General features: G+C 38.3%; 14 protein-coding genes. 4 read left to right on the top strand and 10 right to left on the bottom strand.

Features of this window, described 5'->3' with window-relative positions:
• Positions 1–2: 2 nt before the first annotated feature.
• From HMPREF2810_RS08530 to dnaA, 10 genes are all read right to left on the bottom strand, one after another.
• Positions 3–2,027: a DHH family phosphoesterase gene (locus HMPREF2810_RS08530; protein ID WP_002363542.1), complete on the bottom strand. Its 2,025-nt coding sequence runs from the start codon at positions 2,025–2,027 to the stop codon at positions 3–5.
• Between the two features lie 156 nt (positions 2,028–2,183).
• The gene (gene rpsR / locus HMPREF2810_RS08525; protein WP_002356021.1) at positions 2,184–2,423 is read right to left on the bottom strand and encodes a 30S ribosomal protein S18; all 240 of its coding nucleotides are present in this window, start codon (positions 2,421–2,423) and stop codon (positions 2,184–2,186) included.
• 25 nt (positions 2,424–2,448) lie between these two features.
• Entirely contained in the window at positions 2,449–3,015 is a 567-nt protein-coding gene (ssb, locus tag HMPREF2810_RS08520) for a single-stranded DNA-binding protein (RefSeq protein WP_048942121.1), read from the bottom strand.
• A 44-nt stretch (positions 3,016–3,059) separates the two neighbouring features.
• On the bottom strand, positions 3,060–3,362 hold the full coding sequence (gene rpsF / locus HMPREF2810_RS08515; protein ID WP_002356019.1) for a 30S ribosomal protein S6: 303 nt from the start codon (positions 3,360–3,362) through the stop codon (positions 3,060–3,062).
• Between the two features lie 174 nt (positions 3,363–3,536).
• Positions 3,537–6,038, bottom strand: a complete 2,502-nt coding sequence (gene gyrA / locus HMPREF2810_RS08510) for a DNA gyrase subunit A (protein ID WP_002361457.1) — start codon at positions 6,036–6,038, stop codon at positions 3,537–3,539.
• A 55-nt stretch (positions 6,039–6,093) separates the two neighbouring features.
• The gene (gyrB, locus tag HMPREF2810_RS08505) at positions 6,094–8,043 is read right to left on the bottom strand and encodes a DNA topoisomerase (ATP-hydrolyzing) subunit B (protein ID WP_002359210.1); all 1,950 of its coding nucleotides are present in this window, start codon (positions 8,041–8,043) and stop codon (positions 6,094–6,096) included.
• Entirely contained in the window at positions 8,040–9,167 is a 1,128-nt protein-coding gene (gene recF / locus HMPREF2810_RS08500; RefSeq protein WP_002356016.1) for a DNA replication/repair protein RecF, read from the bottom strand. The genes gyrB and recF overlap by 4 nt, the downstream gene beginning before the upstream one ends.
• Positions 9,154–9,399: a S4 domain-containing protein YaaA gene (gene yaaA / locus HMPREF2810_RS08495; protein ID WP_002356015.1), complete on the bottom strand. Its 246-nt coding sequence runs from the start codon at positions 9,397–9,399 to the stop codon at positions 9,154–9,156. Before yaaA ends, recF begins: the two co-directional genes overlap by 14 nt.
• A 581-nt stretch (positions 9,400–9,980) precedes the next feature.
• Positions 9,981–11,111 (bottom strand): DNA polymerase III subunit beta, encoded by a 1,131-nt coding sequence (gene dnaN / locus HMPREF2810_RS08490; RefSeq protein WP_002356014.1) that lies wholly within the window; start codon positions 11,109–11,111, stop codon positions 9,981–9,983.
• A 201-nt stretch (positions 11,112–11,312) separates the two neighbouring features.
• Entirely contained in the window at positions 11,313–12,656 is a 1,344-nt protein-coding gene (gene dnaA, locus HMPREF2810_RS08485; RefSeq protein ID WP_002356013.1) for a chromosomal replication initiator protein DnaA, read from the bottom strand.
• Positions 12,657–13,178: 522 nt separating this feature from the next.
• Here dnaA and rpmH point away from each other — a divergent pair.
• The 4 genes from rpmH to jag all read left to right on the top strand — a co-directional run bounded on the left by rpmH (position 13,179) and on the right by jag (position 15,491).
• A complete protein-coding gene (gene rpmH / locus HMPREF2810_RS08480) occupies positions 13,179–13,313 on the top strand; it encodes a 50S ribosomal protein L34 (protein WP_002356012.1) in 135 nt (44 codons plus the stop codon).
• Between the two features lie 203 nt (positions 13,314–13,516).
• A complete protein-coding gene (gene rnpA / locus HMPREF2810_RS08475; protein ID WP_002356011.1) occupies positions 13,517–13,873 on the top strand; it encodes a ribonuclease P protein component in 357 nt (118 codons plus the stop codon).
• Positions 13,873–14,700 (top strand): YidC/Oxa1 family membrane protein insertase, encoded by an 828-nt coding sequence (locus tag HMPREF2810_RS08470; protein WP_002356010.1) that lies wholly within the window; start codon positions 13,873–13,875, stop codon positions 14,698–14,700. The genes rnpA and HMPREF2810_RS08470 overlap by 1 nt, the downstream gene beginning before the upstream one ends.
• A gap of 14 nt (positions 14,701–14,714) precedes the next feature.
• The gene (gene jag / locus HMPREF2810_RS08465) at positions 14,715–15,491 is read left to right on the top strand and encodes an RNA-binding cell elongation regulator Jag/EloR (RefSeq protein WP_002361456.1); all 777 of its coding nucleotides are present in this window, start codon (positions 14,715–14,717) and stop codon (positions 15,489–15,491) included.
• The last annotated feature ends 49 nt before the right edge of the window (positions 15,492–15,540 follow it).

Below are 15,540 nucleotides of genomic sequence, written 5' to 3'. Positions count from 1 at the left end.
CTTCACTCCTGTTCATACATTTCATTAATATTTTGACGAATTACATCAAGTAGTTGCTCTTTTACTTCTGCTACTGTTACGTTTGATAATTGTACTGCCGCATTAGTAAAGTGACCGCCACCACCTAAATTTTCCATAATAATTTGGACATTAATTGAACCATTACTCCGAGCACTAATGCCAATCTGTTGATCCGTCCGCTTGGTAATGACAAATGCTGCATTAATCCCTGCCATAGAAAGTAATGTGTCCGCTGTTTTGGCAGCTGTGACACTATCATATTCTTTGTCTTCACTCCCTGCAACAACGACGGTATCTTTTGTGACATATTCGCTTTTAGAGATTAAGTTGTTCATTTCCAGATAGCTTGTAAGATCAGAACTTAATAGATATTGTACTAAAGATGAGTCTGCTCCACAAGTTCGTAAATAACTAGCCACATCAAATGTTCGCGCTGTCGTTCGTGTATTGAAACTTTTCGTATCAACCACAATTCCCGCCAACATCATGGTTGCTTCAAAGGCCTGCAGTTTATTTGCGCTATTACTTTGGTATTCGATCAATTCTGTGACTAATTCTGAAGCAGAAGAGGCAGAAGATTCAATATAAGAAAGCAAGGGTTTTGCTGGAAATTCGTCTCCTCGTCGATGGTGATCAATGATTACCACTTTATCAAAACGCTCATAGAGCTCTTGTGAGATCGATAGAGACGGTTTATGGTAATCTACCATAACTAATAAGCTACTTTCTTTCTTGCGCTTCATGGCCTCTTTAGGACTAATAATGCGCTCTTCTAATTCTGGATACTCTTTAATCGCCTCTAACACTCTTTTGACATCGGGAATGATTTCATTTTCATCTAAAACAATCCACGCTTTTCGATTATTAAACGAAGCTAAACGAGCAACACCAAATGCTGAACCTAACGCATCCATATCTGGATAACGATGGCCCATAATATAGATGTCAGCTGATTCCGCAATAATTCCCTTAATTGCCATGCTCATTGCACGAGAACGTACTTGGGAACGTTTCGTCGTTACTGCCGTTTTTCCACCAAAAAATAACGGCTTCGCTTCATCTTTGGCTTCTTTTACAACCACTTGATCGCCGCCACGTACTAAAGCTGTATCTAGGTTTGTTTGAGCCGTGGTCCCGGTTTGATCTAAGGTTGGCCCCCCATAAGCAATCCCCATGCTTAACGTAATGGCTACTTCATGGTTAGCTGATTCCTTACGGATCGTATCCAAAATAGAAAATTTTTCGTCCATCATTTTTTGAATATCTTCCCATTGGGCAATGAAAAAATAACGTTCTGCGTTGATTCGCTTATAAAAAACTTTGTATTGGTCCATCCAATCAGAAACCATCGTCGTAATGAAACTATTCAAATAAGAAATTTCTTTCTCGTCCATTGTATCGGTGACATCATCATAATTATCGACAGACACAATGCCAATAGCCGTTTGCATTTCGACTTTTTCTTGATACAAATTACTTTCTTTAGTGATATCTTCAAAAGTAATTGTATGTTGTTCTTTATTGACGCTAAAGCGATAGGTATTTTCATCAATCGTAAAGATATCTTGGTTTCGTTCTGCTAATTCTAAATAGGACGTCACTTGGCTAGCGGTTAACGTTAGCTGATTGTCTTTATTAAAAATAGAAGCAGCATAAGGATTAAGCCATTCTACCGCGCGTGTTTCCCCGTTATACGTAATAATTCCCACAGGTACTTCATTCACAACATAATCCAACGATTGTTCAGCAATGGAACTTGCTTCTTGAATCTTTTCTACGTTCGTAATTTCTACATCTCTAATCAACAGCCGAATAACCACTAAGAGAAAGATATCTAATGCGATAATTACCGCCAATAGCAGCCATTTATTTGTTAATAAGAAATAGAGGAGAAATTCTACTAAGAGAAGACCCACAACAATTAAGAAACCGTTTTTTTGAATTCTCTTCTTTTGCATTTTTTTGCCTCCAATCTTTCTGCAGACCTTTGAGGCGACTTGTTCCAACGAGCATATTGCTCTGGTGATTCACTAGTTATTTCATCCTTTATTTTATCACAAAACACTTCATTCTGCGAACCTTGTTATGTTTCACGTGAAACACTAGTCAAGATAAAAAAGAACCAAAGAGCAAGCTCTTTGGTTCTGGAAATTGTCATAAAATTATTGTTCGTCACTAACGAATGGTAATAATCCCATGATACGTGCGCGTTTAATAGCAATCGTTAATTTACGTTGGTTTTTAGCGCCAGTACCTGTAACACGACGTGGTAAAATTTTGCCACGTTCTGAAATGAATCGTTTTAACAATTCAGTATCTTTATAGTCGATGTATTCGATGTGGTTTGCTGCGATGTAGTCGACTTTACGACGTTTACGTCCGCCTCTTCTTTGTTGTGCCATTCTTGTTCCCTCCTATCAAATTCGTTTAGAATGGTAAATCATCATCTGAAATGTCGATAGATGAACCTGAGCCACCAAATGGATCAGAATCTTTATCGAAATCAGGCATACCGTTATTGTTTTGCGACTGAGAAGATGATGGATTGAAACTATTGTTGTTGTTATTAAATCCAGAACCGGCATTGTTATTACCAAAGCTACGATTTTGTGATTGATAACCATTTTCGTTGTTATTCAAGCTACCGCCGCCAGTTCCTCTTTGTTCTGAAGCAGAACGAGATTCTAACAATTGGAAGTTTTCACAAACCACTTCAGTTACGTAGACACGTTGACCTTGTTGGTTCTCGTAGTTACGAGTTTGAATTCTTCCGACAACACCTAATAATGTACCTTTACGGGCATAATTAGCCATTGTTTCTGCGGGTTTACGCCAAATCACACAGTTGATAAAGTCTGCTTCACGGTCACCATTTTGATTCGTAAAGTTACGGTTTACAGCAAGTGTAAAGGTCGCAACAGCTGAACCACTCGCGGTGTAACGTAAGTCAGGATCTTTTGTCAATCTTCCGACTAATACAACGTTATTAATCATTCAAAACATCTCCTTTCGTCAATAAATGTTTCATGTGAAACAAATTATGCTTCTACCTTCACGATCATATGACGGATAATATCGTCATTGATTTTTGCTAAACGATCAAACTCGTTGATTGCGCCAGCTGTTGATGGAGAAGTAACGTTAACGATATGATAGATGCCTTCACGGAATCCGTTCATTTCATATGCTAAGCGGCGTTTTTCCCAATCTTTAGATTCGATAACTTCTGCTCCGTTATCTTTTAAGATTGTGTCGAAACGTTCTACTAAAGCAGTTTTTGCTTCTTCATCAATGTTCGGACGAATAATGTACATGATTTCGTACTTCGTATCTTGACTCATTGATTTTCACCTCCCTATGGACTTCAAGGCTCTTAGTTGGCTAAGAGCAAGGAGAACATACCTAAAAAGGTAGTTCACAATCTCTAATTATATGCTAATTGATGGACAAAAGCAAGAAATAGTTTTGAAAAGCCCCAATAAAAAAGTTTCGCCAACTGGCGAAACTTTTTTATGTTATTCTTCTGTTTCTGATGTTGTTTCGTTTTCTGTTGTTTCTACAACTTCAACGATTTCTTCTTCCACTTCTTCTGGTTCTACAACAGCCATTGTTACCACTTTGGCACCATCTTCCATTCTCATTAAACGAACCCCTAATGTTGCGCGTCCTGTTTGAGAAACAGAATCAACGTTAAAGCGGATAATGACGCCTTTGTTCGTAATCAATAAGATATCTTCATCCCCATTGACCGTGGTTAAACCAGCTAATGGACCATTTTTCTCAGTGATATTTGCTGTCTTAATCCCTTTACCGCCACGTCCTTTAACTGGATATTCAGAAGCTTTTGTACGCTTACCATAACCATTTTCAGTAATGACTAGGACTTCTTTATTTTCATCCAGAATCGCTGCGCCGACCACATAATCATTTTCGCGGAGACGGATTCCCCGAACACCGGATGCTGTCCGGCCCATATCACGTACAGTATTTTCATCAAATGTGACAGAGTATCCTGCATGTGTTCCGATAATCATCTTCTGATTGCCATTAGTCGTTACCACGTTAACTAACTCATCATCTTCTTTTAAGCTAATGGCGATTAAACCATTACTACGGATATTAGAAAAGGCTGTTACGGCTGTCCGTTTGACGGTTCCTTTTAAGGTTGTGAAGAACAAGTATTTACCTGCTTCCGCTTTGCCCTCAACAGAAATAATCGCTTGAATTTTTTCTGCAGAATCAATTCCCAGTAAGTTAATCACTGGAATTCCTTTTGCTGTTCTACCGTATTCAGGGATTTCGTAACCTTTTGCTCGGTAAACTTTCCCAGTGTTCGTAAAGAATAATAACGTGTCGTGTGTTGAACAAGAAACTAGGTTTTTCACGAAATCATCATCATGAACGCCCATGCCTTGGACACCACGTCCGCCACGGCGTTGCGCCCGGAATTCAGAGTTTGCCATCCGCTTAATGTAGCCGTTATTGGTTAATGTAATCACGACTTCTTCTTCTTCGATTAAATCTTCATCTTCAAGACTTAAGACTTCACCTACTAATAATTCTGTGCGTCGTGCATCACCAAATTTTGTGCGAACGTCATTTAACTCTGTTTTAATGATTTCAATGACGCGTTCTGGGCGGGCTAAAATGTCCTCTAAGTCCGCAATGAATTTCAATAGCTCTTGATATTCATTTTCAATTTTGTCGCGTTCTAAGCCTGTTAAACGGCGTAAACGCATATCTAAAATCGCTTGCGCTTGACGATCTGAAAATTCAAAGCGTTCAATTAACGTTGCTTTTGCTTCGTCATCTGATTGTGATCCACGGATAATGGCAATGATTTCATCGATATGATCTAAGGCAATTCGGAGACCTTCTAAAATATGCGCCCGTGCTTCTGCTTTGTTTTTGTCAAAAATCGTCCGGCGAGTAATGACTTCTTTTTGGTGCTCGACGTAATTTTCTAAAATACGTTTCAAGCTTAAAATTTTCGGTACGCCTTTTTCGATGGCTAACATGTTAAAACCAAAAGATGTTTGTAAGGCAGTCATTTTGTACAAGTTGTTTAACACAACAGAGGCACTCACATCTCGACGAACATCGATGACAATCCGCATGCCTTCACGAGAAGATTCATCCCGCAAATCAGTAATTCCTTCAATTCGTTTATCTCTGTGTAATTCAGAAATTCGTTCGATTAATTTGGCTTTATTCACCATATAAGGCAATTCAGTTACTAAAATACGTTCTTTTCCATTCGGCATTTCAGTCAATTCAACTTTTGCACGAACTGTAATCGAACCTTTCCCCGTTTCATATGCTCGGCGAATCCCTGATTTCCCCATCACTAAACCGCCTGTTGGAAAATCTGGTCCAGGTAACACTTCCATCAATTCATTCGTCGTTACATCAGGATTGTCCATCAATAAACTTGTTGCATCAATCACTTCACTTAAATTGTGTGGTGGAATATTTGTTGCCATCCCCACCGCAATCCCCGTTGTTCCGTTAACTAGTAAGTTTGGAAAACGAGCAGGTAAAACTACTGGTTCTTGTTCTGAATCATCATAGTTTCCTTGGAAATCGACTGTATTTTTGTTAATATCTCGTAGCATTTCTAAAGCAATTTTACTCATACGTGCTTCGGTATAACGCATAGCGGCAGCGCCGTCACCATCGACAGAACCGAAGTTTCCGTGGCCGTCAACTAACATAGCCCGATAACTAAAAGGTTGTGCCATCCGCACCATTGATTCGTAAATCGCACTGTCCCCATGGGGGTGATATTTACCCATAACATCCCCAACAATCCGGGCTGATTTTTTGTGTGGTTTATCAGGGGTTACCCCTAATTCGTTCATTCCATATAAGATTCGGCGATGAACAGGTTTTAAACCGTCACGAACGTCAGGTAACGCGCGGGCTACGATAACACTCATTGCGTAGTCAATGAAAGATTCTTTCATTTCGCTGGTCAGATTGACGTCTTGAATGTTTTCTTTAATTTCTTCACTCATGAATTTTTTCCCCTCTAAATATATGTTCTAGCGTCTCTTACAACGTTGCGACACATTAAATATCCAAGTTTTTCACGTAATGGGCATTTTCTTCGATAAACGCACGACGTGGTTCCACACGATCGCCCATTAGCATTTCAAAAATTTGGTCAGCTTCAATGGCATCATCGACACTCACTCGCGCCATTAATCGTTTTTCTGGGTCCATTGTTGTTTCCCAAAGTTGGTGATCATCCATTTCACCCAACCCTTTGTAACGTTGAACACTTGGTTTTGGTGAAGCAGGTAATTCTTCTAACACTTTTGCTAGTTCCTCTTCAGCATGTTTGCCCGGTTGGACGTAGGTGATGTTTTTCCCTTGTTTCACACCATATAGTGGTGGTTGGGCAATATACACATAACCAGCTTCAACAATTGGCCGCATGAAGCGATAGAACAAGGTTAATAACAACGTTCGAATATGCGCACCATCGACATCGGCATCGGTCATAATCACTAGTTTATGATAACGTGCTTTAGAAACATCGAAATCTTCGCCGAAGCCTGTTCCCATAGCTGTAAATAATGACCGAATTTCTTCATTGGCTAAAATTTTATCCATGCTGGCTTTCTCGACATTCAAGATTTTCCCACGAATTGGTAAAATGGCTTGGAATTCACGGCTACGGCCTTGTTTTGCTGAACCGCCGGCCGAGTCTCCTTCGACGATAAATAATTCGCATTTTTCCGGATCTTTACTTGAGCAATCAGCCAGCTTCCCTGGCAAGTTGCTAATTTCTAAAGCGCCTTTACGACGGGTGACTTCACGGGCTCTTTTAGCGGCTAAACGAGCTTTTGAGGCCAACATGCCTTTTTCGACAATTTGTTTACCGACTGTTGGATTTTCCATCAAGAATTTTGTAAAGTATTCTGAGAATAAACGATCCGTGACGGTCCGTACTTCTGAGTTTCCTAATTTCGTTTTGGTTTGTCCTTCAAATTGAGGATCTGGGTGTTTGATGGAAACCACTGCGGTTAAGCCTTCACGAACATCTTCTCCAGTTAATTTTTCATCGTTTTCTTTCATCAATTTTTGTTTACGTGCATAGTCATTAATCACACGTGTTAAAGAAGTTTTAAAACCAGATTCATGCGTTCCGCCTTCATAAGTATGAATATTGTTGGCAAAACTTAAAATATTTGAGTGGTAGCCATCTGTATACTGCATTGACACTTCCACTGTAATATCTTGTTGCTCTCCTTCAATGAAGATTGGCTCTGGGAAAATAACGTCTTTATTGGCATTTAAATGCTCAACATAACTCTTAATCCCGCCTTCATAGTGATACTCTTTTTTATCTTCTTGTCCTTCACGACGGTCTTCAATTGAAATGTGTAAGCCTCGATTTAAAAAGGCTAATTCACGAACCCGTGTTGCTAATTTATCAAAATCATAAACGGTTGTTTCTGTAAAAATTTCAGGATCTGGAATAAAGTGAACAGTGGTTCCGTGGCGATCCGTTTCTTCGATAACTTTTAGGTCATCAACAACCGCACCACGACGATATTCTTGGTAGTACACTTTGCCATCTTTATAAACACGAACATCTAAACTGGTCGATAAAGCATTAACAACAGAGGAACCAACACCGTGCAAGCCACCTGATACTTTATAGCCGCCACCGCCAAATTTCCCGCCGGCATGTAGCACTGTAAACACTGTTTCCACAGCTGGGCGACCTGTTTTGGCTTGAATCCCGACTGGAATTCCACGACCATCATCGATAACAGTAATACTATCGTCTGGTTCGATAATTACTTGAATTGATTTAGCAAATCCTGCTAAGGCTTCGTCGATAGAGTTGTCAACGATTTCCCATACTAAGTGGTGTAACCCTTCGCCACTAGTAGAACCTATGTACATACCAGGACGTTTCCGGACAGCTTCTAAGCCCTCCAAAACTTGAATCTGACTAGCGTCATATTCTTGCGCACGTTCTCTCATGTTTTTTTCTTCTTCTGTCATGTCGCTGAATTCCTTTCTATCTTGCCTTGTTGAACATAAAAAATATCTGGTTCAACTGTTAGCTTGTCTTTTATGTGATCTAAACTAGTTGTCGTTAAGAACGTTTGAACTTTGCCTTCAATCGTTTCTAACAAGTGAATTTGACGTTCATTATCTAATTCACTCATGACATCATCTAGTAATAACACAGGATATTCTCCTGTTTCTGAATGCATCAAATCAATCTCTGCCAATTTAATACTTAAAGCTGTCGTTCGCTGTTGACCTTGTGAGCCATACGTTTGAACATTTTGACCATTGACAATAAATAGCAAATCGTCACGATGAGGGCCTAAAAAAGTATTCGCTTTAAACAATTCACGCTTACGATTGTTCATTAATTGTTGGAGCAATTGATTTTGAAGTGCTTCTAAGGAAAGATCCGTGTTGTCAATTGGGATGCTTGATGCGTAGTCAATGGTGAGCGTTTCGCGTCCATGACTAATTTTTTGATGGAGTAAGTTTGCCCAGTGTTCTAATTTTTTAAGAAAACCTAACCGAGCGTATAGAACTTTCCCGCCAAATTCAGCTAGCTGCTCTGTCAAAATATCGAGATAAACAGTATCTGTTTGTTTCTTTTCAGCTAGTTGTTTTAGGTATTGGTTCCGTTGCTTTAAAACAGACTGATATTGGACAAGATCATAAAGATAAATAGGACTCACTTGTCCGAGTTCCATGTCAATAAATTTCCGGCGGACTTGAGGTGAGCCTTTCACCAAAGATAAATCTTCTGGGGCAAATAAAATAACATTCAATTGCCCAATGTACGCACTGAGCCTTTTTTGCTCAATGTGGTTAACCTTTGTTTTACGTCCTTTGTTGGAAATTAAAATTTCCAACGGCACGGTGCCTGTCTTTTTTTCAACTACGCCACTAATTTTAGCTGCTGCTTGTTCCCAGCCAATTAATTCTTTTTCATTGCTGGTTCGATGACTTCGTGTCATTGCTAGAACATAAATGCTTTCTAACAAGTTGGTTTTTCCTTGGGCGTTTTCGCCTAAAAAAAGATTTAACGTTTTTGGAAAATCTAAGCTGACTGTTTCATAATTACGATAATGCTGAAGTGTCAGCTCATTCAGCCGCATCGTCGGACTCGTTTCCGTTTTTCACCATAAAAAAAGTACCTTCTTCAGGTATCTCAATCATCATGCCCGCATAAAGTTTCCGTCCGCGACGATTTTCCAACTCGCCATCAACAAACACGCTATTGTCTGCCAAATACCATTTGGCTTGGCCGCCACTACCAATGACGTTGATTTCTTTAAGAAACTGACCAAGCGTTATATACTCAGTTGCTAAAACAAACGTTTTTTTCAATGTGCATCCCTCTTTTTTCTAATACGTTCTCATATATATTATACCCTTTTTCATAAGAGAAAACAAATTTATCTGTCTAATTTTCATTCTAAGCAATTTTAATTCTAAATGACCGAAAATATTATTAGGATAAAAAAACTCTTAAAAAGCATTTTAAAACGGAAATTGATATTTTCTTGAGAAAAAAGGGGCCTGATTTGGCAGAAATGACGAGTAGCGTTTAACTAAAAAACAATTTGGGGTAACTCAAAGACAAACGAAGAGGGCAGGCATTGAAGAAAAGTAGCTTGTAGAGGTCTGAGCGTCGTTTTAAGCAACGTAAACTTCTTTCACTAGGAAATATGTTCATAAAAAAATGAACAGCTCTTAAACGAAAAATTAAAGGGCTTTTTTCTTTATCCACGAAAAAAAAAGCAGAATTTATTCGTCAAACGATAGTTCAAATATTCACAATCATATTAGCGTAAAAGCTATTCTAGTTTTAAAAAACTTATCTAGCAGCGTTTATCGGCTTTAAATAGACGACAAAAAAGAACCTTCGGCGATCATAGTGATTTTCCGAAGGTCTTTTTTAAACATGATTAATTTGTACGAACCGGTGTAATTAGTTGAATGAAATCTAGTTCTGTTTCGGTTGGCTCCAATGTAAACGGACGAATTGGAGAAAGGAATTTCACGGTAATATTCATATCGCCAAACGCTCGCAACGCATCTTTCATATAATCTGGGTTGAAAGAAATATCCAACGCTTCACCAGAAACATTTTCATAGTTTAACGCTTCTTCGACTTTTCCAATTTCAGGTGAATTTCCATATAAAACAACAGAATCTGGTGAAATCGAAAGGCGAACAATATTGTTACGTCCTTCATGAGAAAGTAAAGAGGCACGTTCGATTGCTGAAAGCAATTCTGGTACATAAAATTCAATTTGCGTGTTATGGCTAGTTGGAATTAAACGGTTGGTATCAGGATAATTACCTTCTAACAAACGAGAATAGAAGTACATTGTTTCTGTTTTAAATAGCACTTGATTTTCCATAATGCTGATTTCAACCATTTCTTCTTCATTGGTTAATGAACGAGAAAGTTCAGTTAAACTTTTTCCTGGAATTACAATGTTAAAGTCTTCTACTGCTTGTTCTGTCGGGATCACACGTTGACTTAAACGATGTGAATCTGTCGCAACGGCAAGTAATTTTTGATTTTCTAAAATAAAGTGGACCCCAGTTAAAATTGGACGACTTTCGTGCATCGAGACAGCAAAACCTGTTTCACTAATAATTTTTGTCAATAAATGAACAGGTAATTTCATTTGGTTTTGAGTATCAATTACTGGTAAGTGCGGATAATTGTCAGCATCTAATCCATTAACCGTAAAATCAGCTTTTCCTGAAGTAATTGCAACTTGATTGTTATCTAGAACTTCCATTGTGAACATATCTTCTGGTAATTTACGAATAATTTCGCCAAAGAAACGAGATTGTAAAACGATGCTACCTGTGCGTTCAATGGTCATTTGAGCTTTTTCATCATCTTTACTTAAAAAACTTTCAATTGAAATATCCGCGTTACTCCCAGTAAGTGATAAGCCATCTTCTGATAACACAATTTTAACACCTGTTAAGATTGGAATCGTTGTTTTAGAAGAAATTGCTCGTTGAACAGTTTGTAATTCTTGTAAAAAGACACTTCGTTTGACCGTTAATTTCATAATGTAAACTCCTTTTTAAGTATTTTCAATACGTTCTAATTTTGTATGCCACTGTTTTGTATATTATATATAAATAAATAATAAAAGTAATAGGGCATGTTGATTCTGTGGAAAAGTCAAAAGAGCATTGTTTTTACTAAGTTATCCACTTGTGTATAAGTTGTGGATAACTTTGTTCTTTTTTGTTTAGTTTTCCACATCCTAAGAGTTCAATAAATTTTTAATTTCACTGACTTCTTTTTGAATCGCTGGATCTTTTTCCAATAATTGCTGAATCTTTTCGTGCGCATGAATCACCGTTGTATGATCTTTGCCGCCAAATTCGGCACCAATTTTTGGCAAGGAATTGTCGGTCATTTCTCTAGCAAGATACATTGAGATTTGACGAGGAACCACAATTGTTTTCACTCGTTTTTTCCCTTTTAAATCCTTAAGAGGCACATGATAATATTTGGATACTTCTTCTTGAATTTGTAAGATGGACAATTGATTTTTACTACCAACTGATTTTAGAGATTTCAAGGCGTCCGCCGCTAAACTAGTGGTAATATCTTCTCCATTAATAGTTGCAAAGGCTTGAACGCGGACCAAAGCACCCTCTAATTCACGGATGTTGGAATCAATTTGACCAGCGATATAACTTAGTGTATCATCCGGAATTTCTAAACGCTCGGCATCTGCTTTTTTGCGCAAAATTGCAATCCGTGTTTCTAAATCAGGCGGAGTGATATCGACAGACAAACCCCAAGCAAAGCGAGAAACTAATCGTTCAGGTAATTTTGGAATATCATTCGGCGGGCGATCACTTGTTAAAACAATTTGTTTATTTTCATTGTAAAGATCGTTGAAGGTATGGAAAAATTCTTCTAATGTCGCTTCTTTTTCCGCCAAAAATTGAATATCATCGACTAATAATAAGTCAACATTGCGATATTCTTTCCGAAATTGTTCGGATGTCTTTGTTTGAATTGAGTTGATAAATTCATTCGTAAACGTTTCGCTACTAACATATTTGACTTTGGCATCTGGTTGATTCACTAACATTTGATGACCAATGGCATGCATCAAATGGGTTTTCCCTAACCCTACACCACCATAGAAGAAAAGGGGATTGTAAATCGAACCCGGATCCTCGGCAACAACAAGCGCTGCAGCATGAGCCATTTGGTTTCCTTTACCAATAACGAAGGTGTCGAAAGTGTACTTAGGATTAAGCATCGCTTTTTTACTTTGTTCACTAAAAACAACTTCTTCTTCGGCAGGTTCTTCGAGTTCTTGTGCCAGTGCTGCGTCTTTTTCATCGGCAACAACAAAATGGGGCATCACTTCTGCACCGGTCAATTTAAATCCAGTTTCGACAATTTTTGCCGAAAGATTTTTTTCCCAGTAATCACGATGAACTGCAGAAGGGACTTCTAGCCACAATTGATTGTTGTCTAATTTCAAAGGGCGTGTGGTTTTAATCCAAGCATCAAAACTTGGCGCCGACAAAATCGCTTGATAGGCTTCTTCAAGGCTATGCCAAAAACTTTCCACGTCGGGCATACAGTGACCTCCTATATGTTTAAATTTTGGTTATCTAAAAAATGTGGATAACTTAAAAGAATGAGCATAGTCGATTTTAGCATTTTTTTTAAACTTTTTCCACAAGCAATTGTTCAATGTGGAAAAAAAGTACACAAGGGTGAAAAAAGTTTTCCACAGAGTGTCGACACTTGCGGCAGAAAGTGGTTGTTGAATGAGTTATCCACAAAAAGTTGAGAATAATTAAGCTTGACACAATCATGTTTCAATAACTTATCAACAGCTAAAAAAACACCTGTGCAAAACTTTTTAACAGGCTGTTTTTTTGTGTAAAACTAGTGGAAAAATGGCTGTGAACAGAAAAAAATGTGGAAAACTATCCACAAGCTACTCACAGGAAAATTTAATTTGTGGATAATTGAAACGAATCTTTCTCAGGAAATATTTCTTAAATTTTATTGACAAAAGACCCTATTACTCGTTATACTATCAAAGTATGTCTATATATTGATGGATAGTTACAATTTCAGGAGGTGTAATTGCATGAAAAGAACGTATCAACCAAACAAACGTAAACGCCAAAAAGTTCACGGATTCCGTAAACGTATGAGCACTAAAAATGGCCGTCGCGTATTAGCAAGCCGTCGTCGTAAAGGTAGAAAAGTTATTTCTGCTTAATGATGGTCTGGTCTTTTAAACAGTCAATTTCTAAGAACCCTTAGTTATCTCCATAATTTTTTGGAAGATGTGAAGATAACTAAGGGTTCTTTTTCTGTTTTCAATAAAAGAAAGCAGGATTCTATAGAAAAGGCTACTAAAAAAGAGCGGAAATATGCTATTATTATTAAGAAGTAAAAAAATATAGAAACAAAGGGATGCCGATGAAAAAGTCCTACCGTGTCAAGAAAGAAAAAGAATTTCAACAGGTGTTTAATAAAAAACAATCTTGTGCAAATCGTCGTTTCGTGGTGTACGTTTTAGAGAAACCACAACAAGCCCATTTTCGAGTGGGGATTTCTGTTGGGAAGAAAATTGGAAACGCGGTCACAAGAAATGCTGTGAAGCGGAAAATCCGCGCGAGTTTATTTCAATTAAAAGACCGTATCTCTCCAGAAATTGATTTTATCGTGATTGCACGTCCAGGATTGGAAAAGTTATCGTCTGAAGAAGTGAAAGCTAATTTAACACATGTGTTAAATTTAGCTAAAATATTAGATGTAAGAGAGGGAATTGAGTAGTGAAGAAGTATAAGCGCTTATTATTAATGGCTGGGTTAGTGACCTTAGTCTTTGTTTTATCCGCCTGCGGAACCGCGCCCGTAAGTGAAAGTAGTACAGGAATTTGGGATCGATACATTGTTTATTATTTTGCCCAAGCGATTAAGTTCCTATCATTAGGCGGCAGTGTCGGAATTGGGATTATCCTATTTACGTTAGTCATCCGGATTATTTTATTGCCGTTGATGCATTTCCAAACGAAGAGTATGCGTAAAACACAAGAGTTGCAACCGCAATTAAAGGCCTTGCAACAAAAATATTCTTCAAAAGATCCTGAAACACAACGCTTATTCCGAGAAGAACAGCAACGTTTGTATGCAGAGAATAATGTGAATCCTTACATTGGCTGTTTACCATTGTTGGTTCAACTACCAATCATGATGGCTTTGTATCAAGCCATTTCACGCGTGCCTGAGTTAAAAGAAGGAACGTTCTTGTGGTTAAGCCTCGATAAGCCGGATCCGTATTTAATTTTACCGATTTTAGCGGCTGTCTTTACGTTTGCTAGTACGTATCTTTCAAGTATGAGCCAACTAGAAACAAATGCCTCACTGAAAATTATGAATTACGTTATGCCAGCGATGATCTTCTTTATGGGGATTTCATTAGCCAGCAGTTTATCTCTTTACTGGGTGGTCTCAAATGCCTTCCAAACAGGGCAAACATTGTTATTAAACAATCCATTCAAAATCCGTAAAGAGCGGGAGGAAGCAGCACGTCAAGCCAAAGCACGGGAGCGAGCGCTTGAACGAGCAAAAAGTCCTAAGAAAAAAGGGAAGAAAAAATAAAGGAGGTCGTTCAGATGCCGATTTATGAAGGAAATACAATCGAAGAAGCAACGCAGAAAGGCTTACAAGCACTTGGTTTAACCAAAGAGGATGTTACAATTGATGTGTTAGACGAAGGAAAAAAAGGATTTTTAGGTCTAGGAAAAAAACTTGCCCAAATTTCAATGGAACCAACGATTAGTGAGCAAGTCACAGAAGCGGTCGAAGAAACAGTGGAAGATATTGTTGTTGCCGATGAAGCAACAGCAGTGGAAGAAGCAGTTGAGGAATTAACCGAAGCAATTCCTAGTCTCTCAGAGGAATCAACACATTCTTTAGAAAATCTGGAAGACGAAGCTGCTATTACTGAATTAGCGATGTATTTAACGAATATTTCAAATGAACTGAACGCCCCTGCCATGGTTCGCATAGCGCGCGAGAATGGCAATATTATCTTCCATTTAGAAACAGAAAAACAAGGTATCTTAATTGGAAAACACGGAAAAGTGTTAAATGCGTTACAGTATTTAGCGCAAGTCTTTATTCACCGCATTGCAAGCAATAAGCTATCGATTGTTGTGAATGTCGGAAATTATCGCGAAAAACGTCATGAAATTTTGGAACGTTTAGCGAAACGCACCGCGGAAAAAGCCAAACGCACTGGGCGGCCAGTCTTCTTGGAACCAATGCCGGCTTTTGAAAGAAAACAAATCCATCACACGCTAAGTAAAGATGAGCAAATCAAAACCCATTCTGAAGGGGATGAACCTTATCGGTATTTAGTGGTTGAACCAGTTAAGAAGTATTTTTAAACAGAGGTCGGGACGGAACCGTTTAGCTCCGAGAAATAAGAAGGAATTT

It is taken from the genome of Enterococcus sp. HMSC078F03 (genome assembly GCF_001811595.1).
Taxonomy (GTDB): domain Bacteria; phylum Bacillota; class Bacilli; order Lactobacillales; family Enterococcaceae; genus Enterococcus; species Enterococcus faecalis.
The sequence above is the reverse complement of the archived record's forward strand: the minus strand, read 5'-3'. Positions and strand labels throughout refer to the sequence as shown.

Bases quoted from the DNA above. Each gene is read 5' to 3' on its own strand.
- rpsR (WP_002356021.1), bottom strand. From the start codon at position 2,423: ATGGCACAACAAAGAAGAGGCGGACGTAAACGTCGTAAAGTCGACTAC.
- ssb (WP_048942121.1), bottom strand. From the start codon at position 3,015: ATGATTAATAACGTTGTATTAGTCGGAAGATTGACAAAAGATCCTGAC.
- rpsF (WP_002356019.1), bottom strand. From the start codon at position 3,362: ATGAGTCAAGATACGAAGTACGAAATCATGTACATTATTCGTCCGAAC.
- gyrA (WP_002361457.1), bottom strand. From the start codon at position 6,038: ATGAGTGAAGAAATTAAAGAAAACATTCAAGACGTCAATCTGACCAGC.
- gyrB (WP_002359210.1), bottom strand. From the start codon at position 8,043: ATGACAGAAGAAGAAAAAAACATGAGAGAACGTGCGCAAGAATATGAC.
- recF (WP_002356016.1), bottom strand. From the start codon at position 9,167: ATGCGGCTGAATGAGCTGACACTTCAGCATTATCGTAATTATGAAACA.
- dnaN (WP_002356014.1), bottom strand. From the start codon at position 11,111: ATGAAATTAACGGTCAAACGAAGTGTCTTTTTACAAGAATTACAAACT.
- dnaA (WP_002356013.1), bottom strand. From the start codon at position 12,656: ATGCCCGACGTGGAAAGTTTTTGGCATAGCCTTGAAGAAGCCTATCAA.
- rpmH (WP_002356012.1), top strand. From the start codon at position 13,179: ATGAAAAGAACGTATCAACCAAACAAACGTAAACGCCAAAAAGTTCAC.
- rnpA (WP_002356011.1), top strand. From the start codon at position 13,517: ATGAAAAAGTCCTACCGTGTCAAGAAAGAAAAAGAATTTCAACAGGTG.
- jag (WP_002361456.1), top strand. From the start codon at position 14,715: ATGCCGATTTATGAAGGAAATACAATCGAAGAAGCAACGCAGAAAGGC.